Origin of the sequence: Bradyrhizobium sp. CCGUVB23 (genome assembly GCF_024199885.1) — a bacterium.
Taxonomy (GTDB): domain Bacteria; phylum Pseudomonadota; class Alphaproteobacteria; order Rhizobiales; family Xanthobacteraceae; genus Bradyrhizobium.
In genome coordinates, this window is record NZ_JANADQ010000001.1 from 3346973 (window position 1) to 3362860 (window position 15888).

14 protein-coding genes are annotated in these 15888 nt (G+C 62.9%); 8 read left to right on the forward strand and 6 right to left on the reverse strand.

What is annotated here, in order from left to right:
• The first annotated feature begins 147 nt into the window (after positions 1-147).
• From NLN62_RS15305 to NLN62_RS15330, 6 genes are read left to right on the forward strand one after another with little or no spacing between them, the layout of a single operon-like run.
• Complete coding sequence (locus tag NLN62_RS15305) at positions 148-1023, forward strand: branched-chain amino acid ABC transporter permease (protein WP_254109296.1); 876 nt, start codon at positions 148-150, stop codon at positions 1021-1023.
• Positions 1020-2018 carry a branched-chain amino acid ABC transporter permease gene (locus NLN62_RS15310; RefSeq protein WP_027521550.1) on the forward strand — a complete coding sequence of 333 codons (999 nt, stop codon included), beginning with the start codon at positions 1020-1022 and terminating at the stop codon, positions 2016-2018. Before NLN62_RS15305 ends, NLN62_RS15310 begins: the two co-directional genes overlap by 4 nt.
• Positions 2015-2758 (forward strand): ABC transporter ATP-binding protein, encoded by a 744-nt coding sequence (locus NLN62_RS15315; protein WP_027521551.1) that lies wholly within the window; start codon positions 2015-2017, stop codon positions 2756-2758. Before NLN62_RS15310 ends, NLN62_RS15315 begins: the two co-directional genes overlap by 4 nt.
• A 10-nt stretch (positions 2759-2768) precedes the next feature.
• Entirely contained in the window at positions 2769-3506 is a 738-nt protein-coding gene (locus NLN62_RS15320; RefSeq protein WP_027521552.1) for an ABC transporter ATP-binding protein, read from the forward strand.
• Positions 3503-4561: a Gfo/Idh/MocA family protein gene (locus NLN62_RS15325; RefSeq protein WP_027521553.1), complete on the forward strand. Its 1059-nt coding sequence runs from the start codon at positions 3503-3505 to the stop codon at positions 4559-4561. The genes NLN62_RS15320 and NLN62_RS15325 overlap by 4 nt, the downstream gene beginning before the upstream one ends.
• Positions 4558-6429 carry a bifunctional sugar phosphate isomerase/epimerase/4-hydroxyphenylpyruvate dioxygenase family protein gene (locus NLN62_RS15330; RefSeq protein WP_027521554.1) on the forward strand — a complete coding sequence of 624 codons (1872 nt, stop codon included), beginning with the start codon at positions 4558-4560 and terminating at the stop codon, positions 6427-6429. Before NLN62_RS15325 ends, NLN62_RS15330 begins: the two co-directional genes overlap by 4 nt.
• 54 nt (positions 6430-6483) lie before the next feature.
• On the opposite strand, the gene NLN62_RS15335 is transcribed toward NLN62_RS15330, so the two are convergent.
• The gene (locus NLN62_RS15335) at positions 6484-6762 is read right to left on the reverse strand and encodes a hypothetical protein (RefSeq protein ID WP_027521555.1); all 279 of its coding nucleotides are present in this window, start codon (positions 6760-6762) and stop codon (positions 6484-6486) included.
• 265 nt (positions 6763-7027) lie between these two features.
• Between NLN62_RS15335 and NLN62_RS15340 the strand changes: the two genes are divergently transcribed.
• Positions 7028-7606, forward strand: a complete 579-nt coding sequence (locus NLN62_RS15340; protein ID WP_254109297.1) for a hypothetical protein — start codon at positions 7028-7030, stop codon at positions 7604-7606.
• A gap of 250 nt (positions 7607-7856) precedes the next feature.
• Positions 7857-8633 carry a response regulator transcription factor gene (locus NLN62_RS15345; RefSeq protein ID WP_254109298.1) on the forward strand — a complete coding sequence of 259 codons (777 nt, stop codon included), beginning with the start codon at positions 7857-7859 and terminating at the stop codon, positions 8631-8633.
• Positions 8634-8651: 18 nt separating this feature from the next.
• On the opposite strand, the gene NLN62_RS15350 is transcribed toward NLN62_RS15345, so the two are convergent.
• The 5 genes from NLN62_RS15350 to NLN62_RS15370 form a co-directional block, all read right to left on the reverse strand.
• Complete coding sequence (locus NLN62_RS15350) at positions 8652-10007, reverse strand: HlyD family type I secretion periplasmic adaptor subunit (protein ID WP_371932988.1); 1356 nt, start codon at positions 10005-10007, stop codon at positions 8652-8654.
• A 62-nt stretch (positions 10008-10069) separates the two neighbouring features.
• The gene (locus NLN62_RS15355; RefSeq protein WP_254109300.1) at positions 10070-11857 is read right to left on the reverse strand and encodes a type I secretion system permease/ATPase; all 1788 of its coding nucleotides are present in this window, start codon (positions 11855-11857) and stop codon (positions 10070-10072) included.
• Between the two features lie 130 nt (positions 11858-11987).
• Positions 11988-12446, reverse strand: coding sequence for a hypothetical protein (locus NLN62_RS15360; RefSeq protein WP_027521558.1), 459 nt, complete (start codon positions 12444-12446; stop codon positions 11988-11990).
• Between the two features lie 361 nt (positions 12447-12807).
• The gene (locus NLN62_RS15365; protein WP_035661324.1) at positions 12808-14016 is read right to left on the reverse strand and encodes a hypothetical protein; all 1209 of its coding nucleotides are present in this window, start codon (positions 14014-14016) and stop codon (positions 12808-12810) included.
• Positions 14017-14554: 538 nt separating this feature from the next.
• Positions 14555-15727 carry an ABC transporter substrate-binding protein gene (locus NLN62_RS15370; protein ID WP_027521559.1) on the reverse strand — a complete coding sequence of 391 codons (1173 nt, stop codon included), beginning with the start codon at positions 15725-15727 and terminating at the stop codon, positions 14555-14557.
• Positions 15728-15888 lie beyond the last annotated feature (161 nt).

Below are 15888 nucleotides of genomic sequence, written 5' to 3' on the forward strand. Positions count from 1 at the left end.
CCCCGCTCTTCGCGGGGAGAGGGTTGGGGTGAGGGGCTGCTTCCGCGGACACGGTGAGCGATGAGCTCGCGGAGAGGGCCCCTCACCCCACCCTCTCCCCGTAAGAACGGGGAGAGGGAGAAGAACGCAGCGCGGGGAGAGGGGAAAATGTCCAATCTGTTCGATCTTCTGGTCGCGGGACTTGCAACAGGCGCGATCTACGCGCTGGTGGCAGTTGGCTTCACGCTACTCTGGCAGACCTCGCAGACGATCAATTTCGCGCAAGGCGAGTTCGTGATGCTGCCGGCGTTCCTGATGCTGGCGGCGATGCATGTGGGGGCGCCGTTCTGGCTCGCCATCATCCTCGGCATCCTGCTGTCGATGGTCCTGCTTGGCCTCGCCTTCAAGATGCTGCTGGTCGATCCGATGATGCGCCATGGCGTGCTGCCGCTGGCAATTGCCACCATGGCGCTAGCGATCGGCATCAAGGAAGCCGTCAAGCAGTTCTTCAGCGCCGAGGCCTCGCCCTTCCCCTCGATCGTGCCGACCGGTGACATCTCTGTCTTTGGACATGCGGTCTCGTTGCAAAGCATCGGCGTGCTCGTCGTCGCCATTCTCGCCGTGGTCGGGCTGACCACGCTTCTGAACCGCACCTCGCTCGGCCACCAGATGCAGGCCGCGGCGCAGAACCCGACAGTGGCGCGCATCATCGGCGTTCCCGTCGAGCGCATGATCCTCCTGACCTTCCTGATCAACGCCTTCCTGGTCGCGCTGGCCTCGCTGCTGATCACGCCGATCTATCTGGCGAAATTCTCTTCCGGCGAGGTACTCGGCCAGGCCGCCTTCATCGCCGCGATCGTCGGCGGCTTCAACCAGGTGCGCGGCGCGATCGCCGGCGGCCTCCTGATCGGGGTGCTCGATAATCTCGCGGCCTCCTACGTCTCGACCCAATACCGCGCGGCAGTGCCGATGCTCGTCCTGATCATCGTCATCCTGTTCCGTCCCCAGGGCCTGCTCGGCCGCGCAGAGGAGCGCACGGTATGAGCGGATTTGCCAAACCCCTGAAGATCGCGCTTGGCATCGCCGTCATCGCCGCGCTGATCGTCGTTCCCATGAACTTCAATCGCTACGGCCTGTTCATCCTGAGCCAGTGGGCCGTGATGACGATCGCCGCGATGGGCCTCAACCTCACGCTCGGCTATGCCGGCCAGGTCTCGCTGGCCCAGGGCGCCTTCGTCGGCATCGGCGCTTACGCCGCGGCAATCATGACGACCCATGGCTGGCCGCTGCCCGCCGCGATCGCAGCAGCCATCGTGCTGAGCTTCGCGGTCGGCTGGGTGCTCGGCTATCCGGCGCTGCGCGTGCAGCACCACTACCTCGCCTTCGTCACGCTCGCCTTCTCCACCCTCGCCTTCCTGGTGTTCCGCAACGAGAGCTGGCTCACCGGCGGCATCTACGGCATCTCCAATATTCCGCGGCCGCATATTTTCGGCATCGCGACCAACAAGCCGCTGCCGTTCTACTATGTCTGCCTCGGCTCGCTTGCGATCGTGTCGCTCGCCGTCTGGTGGCTGATCCGCTCGCCCTGGGGCCGCGCCTTCATCGCGCTGCGCGAGAACCCGCTGCGCGCACAATCGCTCGGCGTCGACACCCGCCGCTACACGCTGATGGCGTTCGCGATCGGCTCGGCGCTCGGCGGCATCGCCGGCGCGCTCTATGCGCCGCTGACGCAATATATCGATCCGGTGCCGTTCAACCTGTCGCTCTCGCTCGACCTGTTGATGATGGTGATCGTCGGCGGCGCCGGCTTCTATTTTGGCCCCTTCCTCGGCGCGATGATCGCGGTGCTGCTGCCGGAATGGCTGCGCTTCACGGAGGGCTATTACCTGATGCTCTACGCGATCGCGGTGATGCTGCTCCTGATCTGGTCGCCGACCGGCATTCTGGGGATCCTCGATCGCTACATGGCCGCGCGACGCACCAAGGCTGCGTCTGCGCTCAGGGCCGTCGCGAAATCCCGCCTGGAGACGGCGCAATGAGTGCGGTGCTCGAAGTCACCAATATCAAGAAGAACTTTGGCGGCATCTCAGCGGTCGATGGCGTCAGCTTCGATGTCCGCGAAGGCGAGATCCTCGGCCTGATCGGGCCGAACGGCTGCGGCAAGTCAACGCTGTTCAACTGCATCCTCGGCCAGCTCACGCCAAGCAGCGGCGAGGTCAAGCTCGACGGCAGGACCGTCACGGGCCTGCGCCCCTCCGAGCTCAACAAGCTCGGGGTCAGCCGCACCTTCCAGCTCCTGCAGGTGTTTCCAAAACTCTCGGTGCGCGAGAACCTGATCCTTGCCGGACAGGAGCACCAGGGCAACATGGCCTCGCGCCTCGTCGGCCGCTCCGACGCCGGGCTGACGGACGCCGCCAACCAGATGATCGGTTTCTTCAAGCTCGATCATCTCGCCGCCGAGCCGGCCGGCGGCCTCTCCTACGGCCAACAGAAGCTGCTCGATGCCGCGATGGCTTTCATGGGCGGACCGCGGCTCGTGCTGCTCGATGAGCCTGCCGGCGGCGTCAACCCGACGATGCTGTCGGACCTCAAGGAGCGCCTGATCGCGATCAACCGCGAGAAGAACGCGACTTTCGTGGTGATCGAGCACAACATGGAATTCGTGATGTCGCTGTGCTCGCGCGTGATGGTGATGGCGGAAGGCAAGGTGCTGGCGATGGGGCGGCCGGACGAGGTGCGCAAGAACCCCGCCGTGATCGAAGCCTATCTCGGACATTGAGGAGCGAGCGATGAGCGACACGATCCTCTCGGTTCACAATCTCGTCGGCGGCTACGGCAAGATGACCATCCTGAACGGCACCACGTTCGCCGTGCCGCAAGCCACCATCACCACCATCATCGGCCCTAATGGCGCCGGCAAGTCGACCGTGTTCAAGGCGATCTTCGGCCTGTTGAAGCTGCGCGAGGGCAAGATCAGCTTCGCCGACCGTGACGTCACGAATTTGAGCCAGCGCGCCCTGCTCAATGCCGGCATCTGCTACGTCCCGCAGGGCCGCAACATTTTTCCGGAGCTATCGGTGCGTCACAACATCGAGCTCGGCGGCGTCGCGGCCGAGAAGGGCATCGACTTGCCCGGGCGCATCGAGGCTGCGCTCGACCTGTTCCCGGCACTGCGGCGGAAATCTGCACAGCAGGCCTCGACACTGTCGGGCGGCGAGCAGAAACAGCTCGAGATCGCACGCTCGCTCCTGCTCGAGCCAAAACTCGTGCTGATCGACGAACCCTCGATCGGCCTGTCGCCGCTGATGGTGCAGCAGACTTTCGATATCCTCAAATCCTTGCGCGACCGCGGCGTGACGATCCTGATGATCGAGCAGAACGCGCGCTCTGCGCTGGAAATATCCGATTTCGGCATTGTTCTCGAGCTTGGCCAGACCCGCATGTTCGACAAGGCCGAACGCATACTGAATGACCCGCGCATCGGCCAGCTCTTCCTTGGCGGCGCCATGGAGGAGAGTGCCGCATGAGCGAGAAAATGCGCATCGCCGTTGCCGGCGCCGGCCTGATCGGCCGCCGCCATATCGAGCTGATCGACGCCTCGCCGGATTGCGCGCTTGCCGGCATCGCCGATCCCTCGCCCGCGGCGAAAGACTATGCGCAGGCGCGCGGCACGCCCTGCTACGCAGATCACCGCGCGCTGCTGGAGCAGGAAAAGCCGGACGGGCTGATCATCGCCTCGCCGAATGCGCTGCATCTCCAGATGGCGCTCGATTGCGTCGCCGCAAAGACGCCGGCGCTGATCGAGAAGCCGGTGACCGACACGGTCGCCACCGCACAACGTCTCTGCGCGGCGGTCAGGCAGAGCGGCGTGCCGATGCTGGTCGGCCACCACCGCCGGCACAATCCGATCATCAAGGCCGCGCGCGAGACGGTGGCGAACGGCAAGCTCGGCCAGCTCACCGCAGTGGTCGGGCTGTGGCTCCTGAAAAAGCCCGACGATTACTTCGAGGTCGTCTGGCGGCGCGAACAGGGCGGCGGACCGCTGCTGATCAATCTCATTCACGACATCGACAATCTGCGCTTCGTCTGCGGCGAAATCGTCGAGGTGCAGGCGCTGACCTCGAACAAGGTTCGCGGCTTCGCGGTCGAGGACACCGCCGCGCTGCTGCTGCGCTTCGCCAATGGCGCGCTCGGCACTGTGACTGTGTCCGATGCGACGCCCGCACCGTGGAGCTGGGAGCTGACCGCGGGCGAGAACGCAGTCTACCCGAAGCAGGACCAGCCCTGCTACGTCTTTGCCGGCACGAACGGCTCGCTGTCGGTGCCGAACATGGAGCTGTGGTCCTACCCACAAAATCCCGGCTGGCACGCGCCGCTGGTTCGCGAGCCCGTCGCACTCTCCGGTTACGATCCGCTCGCCGAGCAACTCCGGCATTTCCAGGCGGTGATCGCCGGCCGCGAGCAACCGTTGATTTCGGTCGAAGACGCGATGGGAACACTCGCCGTGGTCGAAGCCGTCAGTGAAGCGGCGCGCACGGGACAAAAGATATCGCCGGGCCGGATCATGGAGCAGGCAGCATGAACAAACGCTCGATCGCAACGGTCTCCCTCTCCGGCGCGCTGGACGAAAAGCTCCGCGCAATCGCATCGGCCGGCTTCGATGCCGTCGAGATTTTCGAGAACGACCTATTGTCGTTCGGCGCGAGCCCGCGCGAGGTGGCGCGCCTCTGCAAGGACCTCAATCTCGAGATCTGTGCCTTCCAGCCGTTCCGCGACTTCGAGGGCATGCCGGAGCCGCAGCGCTCGCGCAACTTTGCCCGCGCCGAGCGCAAGTTCGATTTGATGCAGGAGCTCGGCACCGATCTCCTCCTGATCTGCAGCAACGTCTCGCCGGCCTCGCTCGGCGGCATTGACCGCGCCGCGGACGATTTCCGCGAGCTAGGCGATCGCGCTGCCAAGCGCTCTTTGCGCGTCGGCTACGAGGCGCTGGCCTGGGGACGTCACGTCAACGACTACCGGGATGCCTGGGAGATCGTGCGCCGTGCCGACCATCCCGCGATCGGCGTCATCCTCGACAGCTTTCACGCTCTGGCGCCGGGCTTCCCGACACGCGCGATGGCCTCGATCCCCGGCGACAAGGTCTTTCTGGTACAGCTTGCCGACGCGCCGAAGCTCGAGCTCGATATCCTCTCCTGGAGCCGGCACTTCCGTTCCTTCCCCGGCCAGGGCGACCTGCCTGTCGGCGAATTCATGGAGGCGATCGCGGCGACCGGCTATGCCGGGCCGCTGTCGCTGGAAATCTTCAATGACCAGTTCCGCGCCGGCTCCGCGGCGCAGACGGCGACCGACGGCCTGCGCTCGCTGATCCTGTTGCAGGACCAGCTCGCGGCAAAATGGCCGAAGCTCGCCGACAAGCAACTCGCACCGAAGGCGAAGACCCGCGGCACCGGCTTCGTCGAGTTCGCGGTCAACGAGACCAAGGCGGAGGAGCTTGCCGGCCTGTTCTCGCAGCTCGGCTTCCGCAAGACCGGCAAGCACCGCAGCAAGGCGGTGGAGCGCTGGACGCAAGGCAAGGTCGAGCTCGTGATCAACTGCGAGACCGACGGCTTTGCGCATTCGCACTACGTCACGCACGGCCCCGGCGTCTGCGCCATCGCGCTCGACGTCGACGATTCCGGCCGCGCCATGGCGCGCGCGGAAGCCCTGAAAGCGCGCACCTTCTATTCTCCGGTCGGTCCGGGCGAGCTGGAGATCCCTGCGATCCACGGCGTTGGCGGCAGCCTGCTCTATTTCCTCGACCAGGCCGGCAAGAACTGGGACACCGATTTCGAAGAGATCGCAAGCAACGCCGGCGCCGATCAGCTTCTCGCGGTCGACCACATCGCGCAGTCGATGCCCTATGACGAGATGCTGTCCTGGCTCTTGTTCTACACCGGCATCCTCGATCTGACCCGCCTTCCGCAGATGGAGATCGCGGACCCGCGCGGCCTCGTGCAGAGCCAGGCGATCATCAATGGCGACCAGAGCCTGCGCTTCGTGCTCAACGGCTCCTCCGCCAACCGCACGCTGCCGGCGCGCTTCATCTCTGAGTTTTTTGGCTCAGGCGTGCAGCATATCGCCTTCTCCTGCCAGGACATCTTTGCGACGGTAGCCGCCATGCGCGAGCGCGGTGCGGAGTTTCTGGAAATCCCTGACAATTACTACGACGACATCGAAGCCAAGTACGATCTCGCGCCCGAGGTGATGGCGCAGCTTCGCGAGAACCAGATCCTCTACGACCGCGAGGGCGACGGCGAGTTCTTCCAGGTCTACACCCACATTTTCGACGAGCGCTTCTTCTTCGAGATCGTCGAGCGTCGCAACTACCAGGGCTTTGGCGCAGCGAACGCCGCCATCCGCCTCGCAGCGCAAGCGCGCGAGGTTCGCCCCGCGAGCATGCCGAGGATCTGAGTGGATGCAGCACGTTTGGTGCTGCATTTGATGGCGACAGCAGCCAAACTCTGACTACTTACCGGGCTTTCGACGATCTTCGGCAGGCGTCAGCGCGGCATCCCACTCTCGATCGGACAGGTTTCCGACGAGGTTCGACAGCTCGACCGCAAGCGCACGAAGCCGCGCATTCTCCTCAAGGAGCCGCAGAACCTCATCTGGCGGCGATTCATCGTCGTCGAACTCCTCCAGAAGCTGTGGTGACAGGAATCTCAACGCATCATTGGACGCGGCATCGTCCGCAGTCGAAATAGCTTCCTGTTTCTCGCTGAGCGGCAAATATTCGTTACTCATGGCAAATCCCCGAACAGGCCCCCGAGCCTTCGAAGGAATTCACTGAGTCGCTGGCGGATTTGAGTCTGAAATCGGACCAGCGCAAGGTCACGCGACGCGCCGATTAAATCAATCTTCGCGCGATATAGCGCATGATACGCAACCTCTGATCTGAAAAACGCTTAATGAGCGCTTAATGCTTTTGCGCAACTAATGGGTCACCAGCGCAAAAGTACGTCTTAGTCATAAGTGTGAACCGAGCTCCGCCCCCGGGGAGTCGAATCGGATGGGACTGCTTTTCATTGGCGTGCTGGCCGGAATTTTGATCGGCTTTGGCTTCTTTGCCCCCTCTCAGGGTTACTTCCTGGGCTGCGGCTCGCAACCCTGTTTTGACAGGGTGGCAATGGCTCAACCGCCGACAGCGAAGCCTGCTGCCCTCGGGCCGGATCCCTCGATTGCAAAGGCGAGTCCTGCGACCGCGGCAGGATCGAGCAAGAGGCCATCGGAGAAGAAGCGCGGCGACACCATTCTGGCCAAGGCGGCGCCTCCGGCGACACGGATCCGCGTCTCGCCATCCAATTCGGCCGCGGAAGATTCCGTATTGAGTAAGGCAAAGACTTCGATCGCAGCAAAGATGGAGAATCCGAACTCCGCCGAATTCAGCGATATGAAGCGGGCCAACAGGAAGAACACACTGGGGCGTTCCGTGGACACCATTTGCGGGCGCGTCAAAGGGAAAAATGCGTCAGGGGAGGAGACCGGAGAACGGCCCTTTCTCTATCTCGTGAAGGAGAACGATGCCTACGTTGTCGACGGACCGGCAAGCTCGGCGGCGGCGATCGCCTATCGCAACATCTGCAACTAGAGCGTGAGGTGAAAGCGAAAAGGGAGGTTTGCGCGCGATGAAGACCGGAGTGCATCGCCAGGCACGCGGCCGTGCGATGAATTGCGTGGAAAGAATTTCCGGGCAACTGAACTGACAGCTGCGCCCCGGCCCAAGGGTGCGCAGGAGGACCGCAAGATGGAATTGATGCATCGGCTTCCCGATGCGCAATGCGTTGCGGTCGCGGAATTGGTGAGGTGAGCTTACAGAGTTCTTTGCATTCGAGGATATTATGCACGATCAGGTTCATTCCGCTGAACGGCTCAACGAATCCCTGCAACTGCCTGTCCTGGCGCTCATCGAGCCGATCACGCTCACGCGCACCAGCATTCTGAGCATCCTCAGGCGCGAGCTGGCGTCGCTCGAGATCGTCGACATGGCGACCACCCAGGGACTGGATTGCGTGCCCACACGGGACGTTCGTCTGGTCGCGCTGAGCATCGGGGACAAGCCGCCGGACGATCGCACCGTCGAGGACGATCTTGCGCTGATCGCCGAGGGCTGCCTGAACGCCTCCATCGCCCTGATCTCCAATCGTGATGACGAGGCCACCGCACTCGCCGCAATGCAGCGGGGTGTGCGTGGTTTCTTCCCCACCTCGCTTCCCATCGAAGTCGCTGTTGCCGGTCTGCGCCTTGTTCTGGCCGGCGGGGTTTACAGGCCACTGCCGGTCATCGAGTTGAGCAAGGCACCCGGGCTCGACCAGTCATATCCTCGCGCACTTGCATCAGCGTACTCGAATGGTGACAGGAGCTCGGCCGACAGGAATACGACCGATTTCACACCTCGCGAGCAGCAGGTGCTGACGGAACTGGAGCTTGGCCTGCCCAACAAGTTGATTGCCGCCAAGCTGAATCTCTCCGAAAACACCGTCAAAATGCACATTCAGCACATCATGCGAAAATGCGCCGCCCGCAACCGCACCGAGGCGGTTCTCCGCTGGAGCGGTCGACTGTCAGCACACGGTCGCGACACCGACGCGAACGCGTCTTCGATTCCCGAGGTATAGGTGGCCAACGCGCGACGTTCAATCCTCGCGGAACGCACCATGGAAGCTGTCGAGCAGGGGCCTTAGGGCGTAAAGCGCGACGGTACCGCGTCCTGTCGTGATGAAAACCTGAACCGGCATCCCCGGGATGATCTGGATATCGTTTGCGGCGATCTGTGCGTCGTCGACGCGAATTTTCGTCGCGTAGTACGGCTGGTCGGTGCGCTTGTCGAGAAGCCGGTCGGCCGACACGTGTGTCACGATTCCCTTCAGCCGCGGCACACGACGCTGATTGTACGGGAGGAGATGGACTTCCGCATTCAGGCCCGGATGAACCACATCGATGTCCTCGGGCCTCAGGCGCGCGGTGACAATCAGGCGATCCTGCCGCGGCACCAGATCCATGAGTGGAGCCCCCGCCCCGATCACGCCCCCCGGCGTGTGAACCCGGAGGTCGGTCACGACGCCGTCCTCAGGCGCTTTGATCACCGTTCGCGACAACTGGTCCTGGGCCGCCGGCAACCGCTCGCGCAGCTGGAAAATCTGGTTCTGTGCTTCACGCAATGCTTGTGCGATCTCGTTTTGCCTGTCGCTCTCGAGCTTGATCAGGTTTGCCTGCGATTCACTGATCACTTGCCCGGCACGTGAGATCTGCGCGGCGATCTCGCCCCGACGCCCCTCGATGTCAGCCAATTCCCGTTGAAGGTTCAAAAGACGCGGTCGCCGCTCGAGGCCCTTGCTGACGAGAGTGGCGACCATGTCGAGCTCCTCCCGGGCGATGTCGATGCGCTGCGCGACGGCGGCCTCCTGGGCCTTGAGGCCCTCGATTTCCTTCTCGACCTGCCCTCGCCGCTCTCGAAGCACCGTCACCTGCGACTGAAACACCTTCCGCCGCGACAAAAAGACGGTCTGCTGCGTCGACAGAATCGTGGCGGCGGCCAGATTCGCACTGGCCGCATGCTCCAGCGTTTCCGAAAACGAGAGCTTCTCATATCCCCGCTGCTCGGCGTCGAGCCGGGCTTCGCGTGCCATTGCATCCCACAGCTGGCCCTGAAGGCTTTGCACTTCGGCACGAGCCCTGGTGTCGTCCAGCGCGATCATTGCCTGACCGCTACGCACGACGTCGCCGTCTGAAACCAGAATCTTTCCGATGATGCCGCCCTCCAGGTGCTGGATGGTCTTGCGGCTCGATTCCGATTCCACGACGCCGGAAGCGATCGCCGCGCTCTCCAGAGGCGCAAGGCTCGACCACGTACCCAGCCCCAGCATGAAGCAGAGTACGAGCAGATTGCCCGCGAGCGTCACCCCGCGGAGCCTCGTCCGTGGCGAGATCGGCGTCGGGGCCGTGCACCATGGAAACTCGAGGGGCTCGTAATCGTCGATCGCGGTAATCACGACTCCACGCCTCCGCTCGGCGGGTGGGGTGCGCAGGGGCACGCGCGTTTTCGGTTTCCGCATCATGGGCGAACCGGCTGTCCCGGCACCTTGGCGGTTGCAGGCGCGCTCTCGGCCGGCGCGACTTGCGATACCACCTGGGGCCTGCTCAGATGCCGCTCGAACATTTCCTCGCTTTCGCCGAACGCGATGACCGCGCCGCCTTCCATGATGGCGATCTTGTCCGTGGCACCAAGGATGCCCATCCGGTGAGTGACGACGATCACCGTGACATTGGCGATCTTCAACTGCTCGATGGCGTCCAGCAGCATCCGCTCCCCGGCGTAGTCGAGGCTGGCGTTCGGCTCGTCGAGAACGACGAGGCGCGGGTTGCGGAAAAAGGCCCGAGCAAGACCGAGGCGCTGGCGATATCCGCGAGAGAAGGCCACGCCCCCGCCGGGCACCACGGTGTGGTAAGCTTGCGGCAGTCGCATGATCGCGTCGTGGATGCCGACGAGCTTGGCAGTCTCGACGATCTCGCGCGGATCGGCATCGTCAAGACGCGCGATGATCTCGTTTATCGTTTCGCCAAAGAGATTGATGTCTTGAGGGAGGTATCCGAGATGGCGACCGCCTCGTCCCTCGCGGAGCAGCGATACGTCGGCATTGTCGAGCAGCACACGACCGTGCGTTGGAATCGTAAGTCCGGCGATGACTTGGCCAAGCAGCGACTTGCCCGAGCCGGACGGACCGATGATGCCAAGGCATTCGCCGGGTGCGAGACTGAATGAGATGCCTTTCAACGGAAAGTTGTTGGACCCGGACAATCTCAGGCTGACGTTATCGACGACGAGGCCGCTCAGCGGCTGCTGGGACGGGAATTCTGCATTCACGCCCGTGGCCGGAATTGCGGCGAGCACGGCGTTGAGTCGCCGATAGGCTTTCATGGCCGTCGCGAGTGATTTCCAGCTTGCAATCGCACCTTCGACCGGTGCGATGGCGCGGCCAGACATCAGTGTCGCCACAAAAATGATCGCCGGGCTCTTGCCGTAGTCGAGCACGAGCCACGCTGCCGCTCCCATGATCACGACCTGCGACAGCGCTCGTACCGGCTTGGTCGCGAGCATGATGAGCGCGTGCCGCGAGAGCGCAACATCATGCTCTCTGCGCGCTTCCTGTGCGTCGGTGTATATGAGGCGCGCCGTGCCATCCACCATTCCCATTGCGCGGATCAAGTGAATATTGCCGATCGCAGCCGCGAGCCGGCCGTAGCTCTTGGACAACGCTGCGCCGGACTTGACCGTAGCATCGTCCGTGAGCAGGTCGCCTGCAAGCGTGAGACCGAACAGCAGAATCACGCTGCAGGCTCCCACGACCCCAAGCAACGGGTGAACGAGAAAAAGGACACCGAGAAAGAAGGGTGTCCAGAGCGCATCGAACAGCAGCGGGCATGCGCTGGACTCGACGAACTGGCGCAGAGCCGTGAGATCCCGATATGCGTCCGGCGACTGGGCCCAATCGCCGCGAAAGGCGGATTCGAGGCAAGCCGAAAGCACGGAAGGACGAAGTCGGTCTTCAACCCACGCGCCAAGGCGGCCCAACAGGACGCGGCGCAATGCGTCAAGCACTCCACCGACAACGACCGTGAGCGCAACGATGAAGGTGAGCATCAGAAGCGTGTCGCCGCTCCGGCTCGACAACACCCGATCGTAGATCTGAAGCAGGTAGATTGAAGGCGCAAAGAGCAGCAGATTGTAGCTGCAGCTATACGCGAACACGAGACCGAGCGGGCCCGCGCAGGCCCAAAGCGCGGCTTCCAACGAAGTCCGGGCCGATGGCAGAAGCGGTGTTCGGAGAGGCGGCATCAGCATTTTTCGTCACCGCCGGAGATTTGGTTTGGCCTCACGCCTGCCCGTCGATCAGACGTGACGACGAACCATTCGCTGCAAATCCGGGACCGGCGGCACGCGCCGCCGGTCCCGCCACGCGACGAGCTGCTGGTCAGAGCACGTCGAAGTGGAAGCCCACGTCTCCACCCTGTGCGTAGTTGAGGCTTCCACCGTCACCGCCGATACCGGCGGCCGCGTCCTGGTGCTGGTCTACCCAGAGCTTGTTGATCTGGGTGGCGTCCGTATTCGCGTAGACCTTGGATGTATCGTAGCCACTCTCCGAACTCTGGCTTCCGTTCGACGTTGCGGTTCCGCCATGGGCCTTTGCGTACCATGAGGCGGTCGCATTCGCGCCGCCGGCATCCCAGTCCGCCGTTTGCTTGACGTGATCGCCGGTGTTGACGTGCACGTCGGCACCTTCCGCCTTGTTGGTTGGGTCGAAGGTGAGCGTGGGCTTGTTGATGATGGCTCCCTTGAAAGTGCCGTCACCGCCGTTTCCGACACTTTGACCACCGGTGTCGATCGATTTGAAGCCGATTGAATCTGAAATGTGGATCGCCTTGGGCATCATTTGAGCCTCCCTCCGTTTGCTGACTTGCACGCATCATCCATCCCGATCAGATGGACACGCTCAGCAACTCTGATCCGCGCATGCTGGGCGGCGATAGATGTCAAATCGGACACCATCCGGTTTGGTGGGCCTACGCACGAAAGTATGACCTCCGTGCTGACATCTTGACCTCGCAGACGTCAGGGTGCGTCCGGGTGCTTGCATGCGCGGCGCATCGACGAAGCAGCCGCGTTGCGATCGGGCGAGCGACGCAAGTCTCGCTAAAGCACGATCCGGAAAAGTGCGAAGCGGTTTTCCGAAAAGATCATGCGCAATCAATCACCTGAAGCGCGATGACGATTCATCCTGATCTCATCGCGCTTCAGGCCATCAAGTGCAGATCTGGCAGAAGATGCGTTGCAAGATCGCCACCCAGCGCCAGATTGCCATGGCCGCCGTCGCCGCCCACTCCGGCGATCTGGACCGCGCTCTGGTCGATGTGCACATCGTTGGTCTGATCCGCGATTGCCGTCGAATGCGGGCCGGCGATTGCGATATTGATGGGAGCATAGATCGCGACGCTGACGTCGATCAGGTTCCCCGAGGAATGGCCGCTCCCGCCATTGCCCGCGCCGTTGGCCCCAGTGGCAATCGCGTCGGAGCCGCCCCACAGGCTGTGAGAGACAAGGCTGCCGCCCATCGCAACGTTTCCGTTGCCCCCATGCCCGCCGATGCCGGCGATCTGAAGGGCGGACTGATCCACATACACGCTATTGGTCTGGATCGCGTAAGCACTGGAGTTGTAACCCGCGACCGCGATGTTGATCGGGTCGTACAGCACGAAGGAGGTATGAACCAGCTCTCCAGAGAAGGAACCGTCCCCGCCATTGCCGGCCTGGCTGCCACCCGTCTCCACCAGATGCCAGGCGTTTCCGCCGTTGCTTGATCCCCAGGCGGGATCGAGCGTGATGACGCTGCCGCCACCGGCGACGTTGCCGTTTCCTCCGCTCCCGCCAACACCTGCGATCTGGACGGCCGACTGATTGATATCGACCGCATTCGACTGACTTGCGTATGCGGTGCCACCTGGGCCCGCCACCGCAATATTGACCGGATGGTAGATCACGACGGGAGCGTCCACCAGCGCGCCGGAGAAATAGCCGTCGCCCCCGTTGCCGGCACTGCTGCCACCGGTCGCGATCACGGCGGAGCCCGTGGAGGCGCCACCGATGCCGCCTCCTGCCGCGATATTGCCGTTGCCGCCGTCTCCCCCGACGCCCGCCATCTGAAAGGCGGACTGATCGACATTCACGTCGTTGGTTTGCTGAGCCAATGCAACGGAGCCGTATCCGACGGACACCGATATGTTGATCGGCTCATAGATCAGGATGGAGGCATGAATGATGCCTCCATAAGAATAGCCATCTCCGCCATGACCGGCCGTGTTGCCTCCGCTCTGGATTGAGCCCGAACCGAGCCCCGAGTTACCCGATCCAGATCCGATGTTACCCGATCCAGATCCGATTCCGTCGGATGGAGTGGCGTGATGGTCGCTATCGGGCTCGGAAGACACGGCGTCGTGCCGGCTCATGATTCCAGTGGGAGAGTGCGCCTCCTGACCCGCAAACCAGAGCCGGCCATGGGCGCCAACTCCATCGTCTCCAGAAGTCGGCATGGAGGAAGGCGAAGTGTCCCTCGATGCGGAAGCGAACCTGTCATAGCCATTATCGTCAACGTGATGGTGGTCGCGGTGAAGCGGTACGATCGCGTCCGACGGGTACCGGAAATTCATGTCGCCTCCCTCGCCGCAATCGGACGGGCCTTCCCCCGACGTCAAGGAGTGTCAGCCTGGGCAGGTCAAAAGCCGAGTCGTCAATTCGAGTGCAGCGATTCGAATGGAGGACGTCAGATCGGCTACACCCGTTTGGGAGCAGACAGCCGTTGCGGGAGCAGGTCTCCGCGAACGTGCCGCAGGTGTAGCTCTTCACCTCGCCCCGCTTGCGGCGACAGGTCGCAATTCACGCGCAGCGGGAATGCGGGCGAGGGAGACTCTCCGCGAGTCCGTCTCTTACCGTGATTGTAGAGGCAGCCCTCTCCCCGTAAGAACGGGGAGAGGGAGAGGAGCGAGCTTACTTCATCGCGCACTTGTCGTGGAAGCGGTCCTGGTCGTCCTTGACGATGGTGGCAACCGTCTTCAGCGCGAGCTGTCCGTCGGCGTCCTTCACGACGTCCTGGAGATAGAAGTTCTGGATCGGGATGTGGTTGTTGCCGTACTTGTACGGACCACGCAGCGACTTGAAGTTGGCCTTCTCCATCTCGGCCTTCATCGCGTCCTTCTTGCTGGTGTCACCCTTCACCGCCACGACCGCGCTGTTGATGAGCTGGGCCGCGTCGTAGGCTTGCGCTCCGTAATAGGTCGGGCGCAGGCTGGTGTACTTCTTGCGGTAATCGGCGACAAAGCGCTTGTTCTCGTCGTTCGGGAGATCGTTGACCCATTCCTGCGCGCCGGGGATACCCAGCGCATTCTCCTTCTGAAGCGGCAGCGACAGCTCGTCGACGGTGAACACCGTATAGAGCGGGATCTGGGTCTTCAGGCCCGCCTGCACATATTGGTTGAGGAACTGCACGCCGGCCGCACCCGGATAGAACACGAAGATCGAATCCGCGCCCGAGGCGCGAGCCTTCGACAGCTCGGCGGAGAAATCGAGCTGGCTCGGCCACACCGTATATTCCTCGCCCTTGATCTCGCCCTTGAAGGTGCTCTTGACGCCCGCGAGCATGTCCTTGCCCGCGGCGTAGTTCGGTCCGATCAGGAAGACGCTCTTGACGCCCTTCTGGTTCATGTACTGGCCCATCGCCTGCGGCGTCTGGTCGTTCTGCCAGGAGGTCGAGAACACGTAAGGAGAGCAGAGCTCGCCGGCGAGCTGCGACGGGCCGGCATTGGCCGAGATCAGGAAGGTCTTCGAATCCACCGCGGTCTTGAGCGAGGCGAGCAGCACGTTGGACCAGATGTAGCCGACGATGAAATCGACCTTGTCGGACTGCACCAGCTTCTCGGTCTTCTGCTTGCCGACATCGGGCTTCTGCTGGTCGTCCTCGTAGATCACCTCGACCGGCTTGCCGTCCATCTTGCGGCCCAGATGGTCGAGCGCGAGCTCGAAGGAGTTGCGCATGTCGTTGCCAATCACCGCGGTCGGGCCGCTGAAGGTCGAGACGAAGCCGATCTTGATGGTGTCGCCGGCCGATGCCGGGCTTGCCAGCGCGAGCGCAGCCGCGCCCGCCAGCCAGAATGCCGTCCTCATAACCACTCCCCTCCTCAATTTTCATTGCCCCGAAATGGCGGATGGCCGCTTCCGGTTCGTTCTGTTTAGGACGCAAAATCGTGTGAGCCGTCAATGGCTCAGCGCCCGCCCCTGCACCATAATTCGCCCTCATCCCGGATGGCAAGAAATATAGTTCTACT

Coding starts and splice junctions, on each gene's coding strand:
- NLN62_RS15305 (WP_254109296.1), top strand. CDS start 148: ATGTCCAATCTGTTCGATCTTCTGGTCGCGGGACTTGCAACAGGCGCG.
- NLN62_RS15310 (WP_027521550.1), top strand. CDS start 1,020: ATGAGCGGATTTGCCAAACCCCTGAAGATCGCGCTTGGCATCGCCGTC.
- NLN62_RS15315 (WP_027521551.1), top strand. CDS start 2,015: ATGAGTGCGGTGCTCGAAGTCACCAATATCAAGAAGAACTTTGGCGGC.
- NLN62_RS15320 (WP_027521552.1), top strand. CDS start 2,769: ATGAGCGACACGATCCTCTCGGTTCACAATCTCGTCGGCGGCTACGGC.
- NLN62_RS15325 (WP_027521553.1), top strand. CDS start 3,503: ATGAGCGAGAAAATGCGCATCGCCGTTGCCGGCGCCGGCCTGATCGGC.
- NLN62_RS15330 (WP_027521554.1), top strand. CDS start 4,558: ATGAACAAACGCTCGATCGCAACGGTCTCCCTCTCCGGCGCGCTGGAC.
- NLN62_RS15335 (WP_027521555.1), bottom strand. CDS start 6,762: ATGAGTAACGAATATTTGCCGCTCAGCGAGAAACAGGAAGCTATTTCG.
- NLN62_RS15340 (WP_254109297.1), top strand. CDS start 7,028: ATGGGACTGCTTTTCATTGGCGTGCTGGCCGGAATTTTGATCGGCTTT.
- NLN62_RS15345 (WP_254109298.1), top strand. CDS start 7,857: ATGCACGATCAGGTTCATTCCGCTGAACGGCTCAACGAATCCCTGCAA.
- NLN62_RS15355 (WP_254109300.1), bottom strand. CDS start 11,857: ATGCTGATGCCGCCTCTCCGAACACCGCTTCTGCCATCGGCCCGGACT.
- NLN62_RS15360 (WP_027521558.1), bottom strand. CDS start 12,446: ATGATGCCCAAGGCGATCCACATTTCAGATTCAATCGGCTTCAAATCG.
- NLN62_RS15365 (WP_035661324.1), bottom strand. CDS start 14,016: ATGAGCCGGCACGACGCCGTGTCTTCCGAGCCCGATAGCGACCATCAC.
- NLN62_RS15370 (WP_027521559.1), bottom strand. CDS start 15,727: ATGAGGACGGCATTCTGGCTGGCGGGCGCGGCTGCGCTCGCGCTGGCA.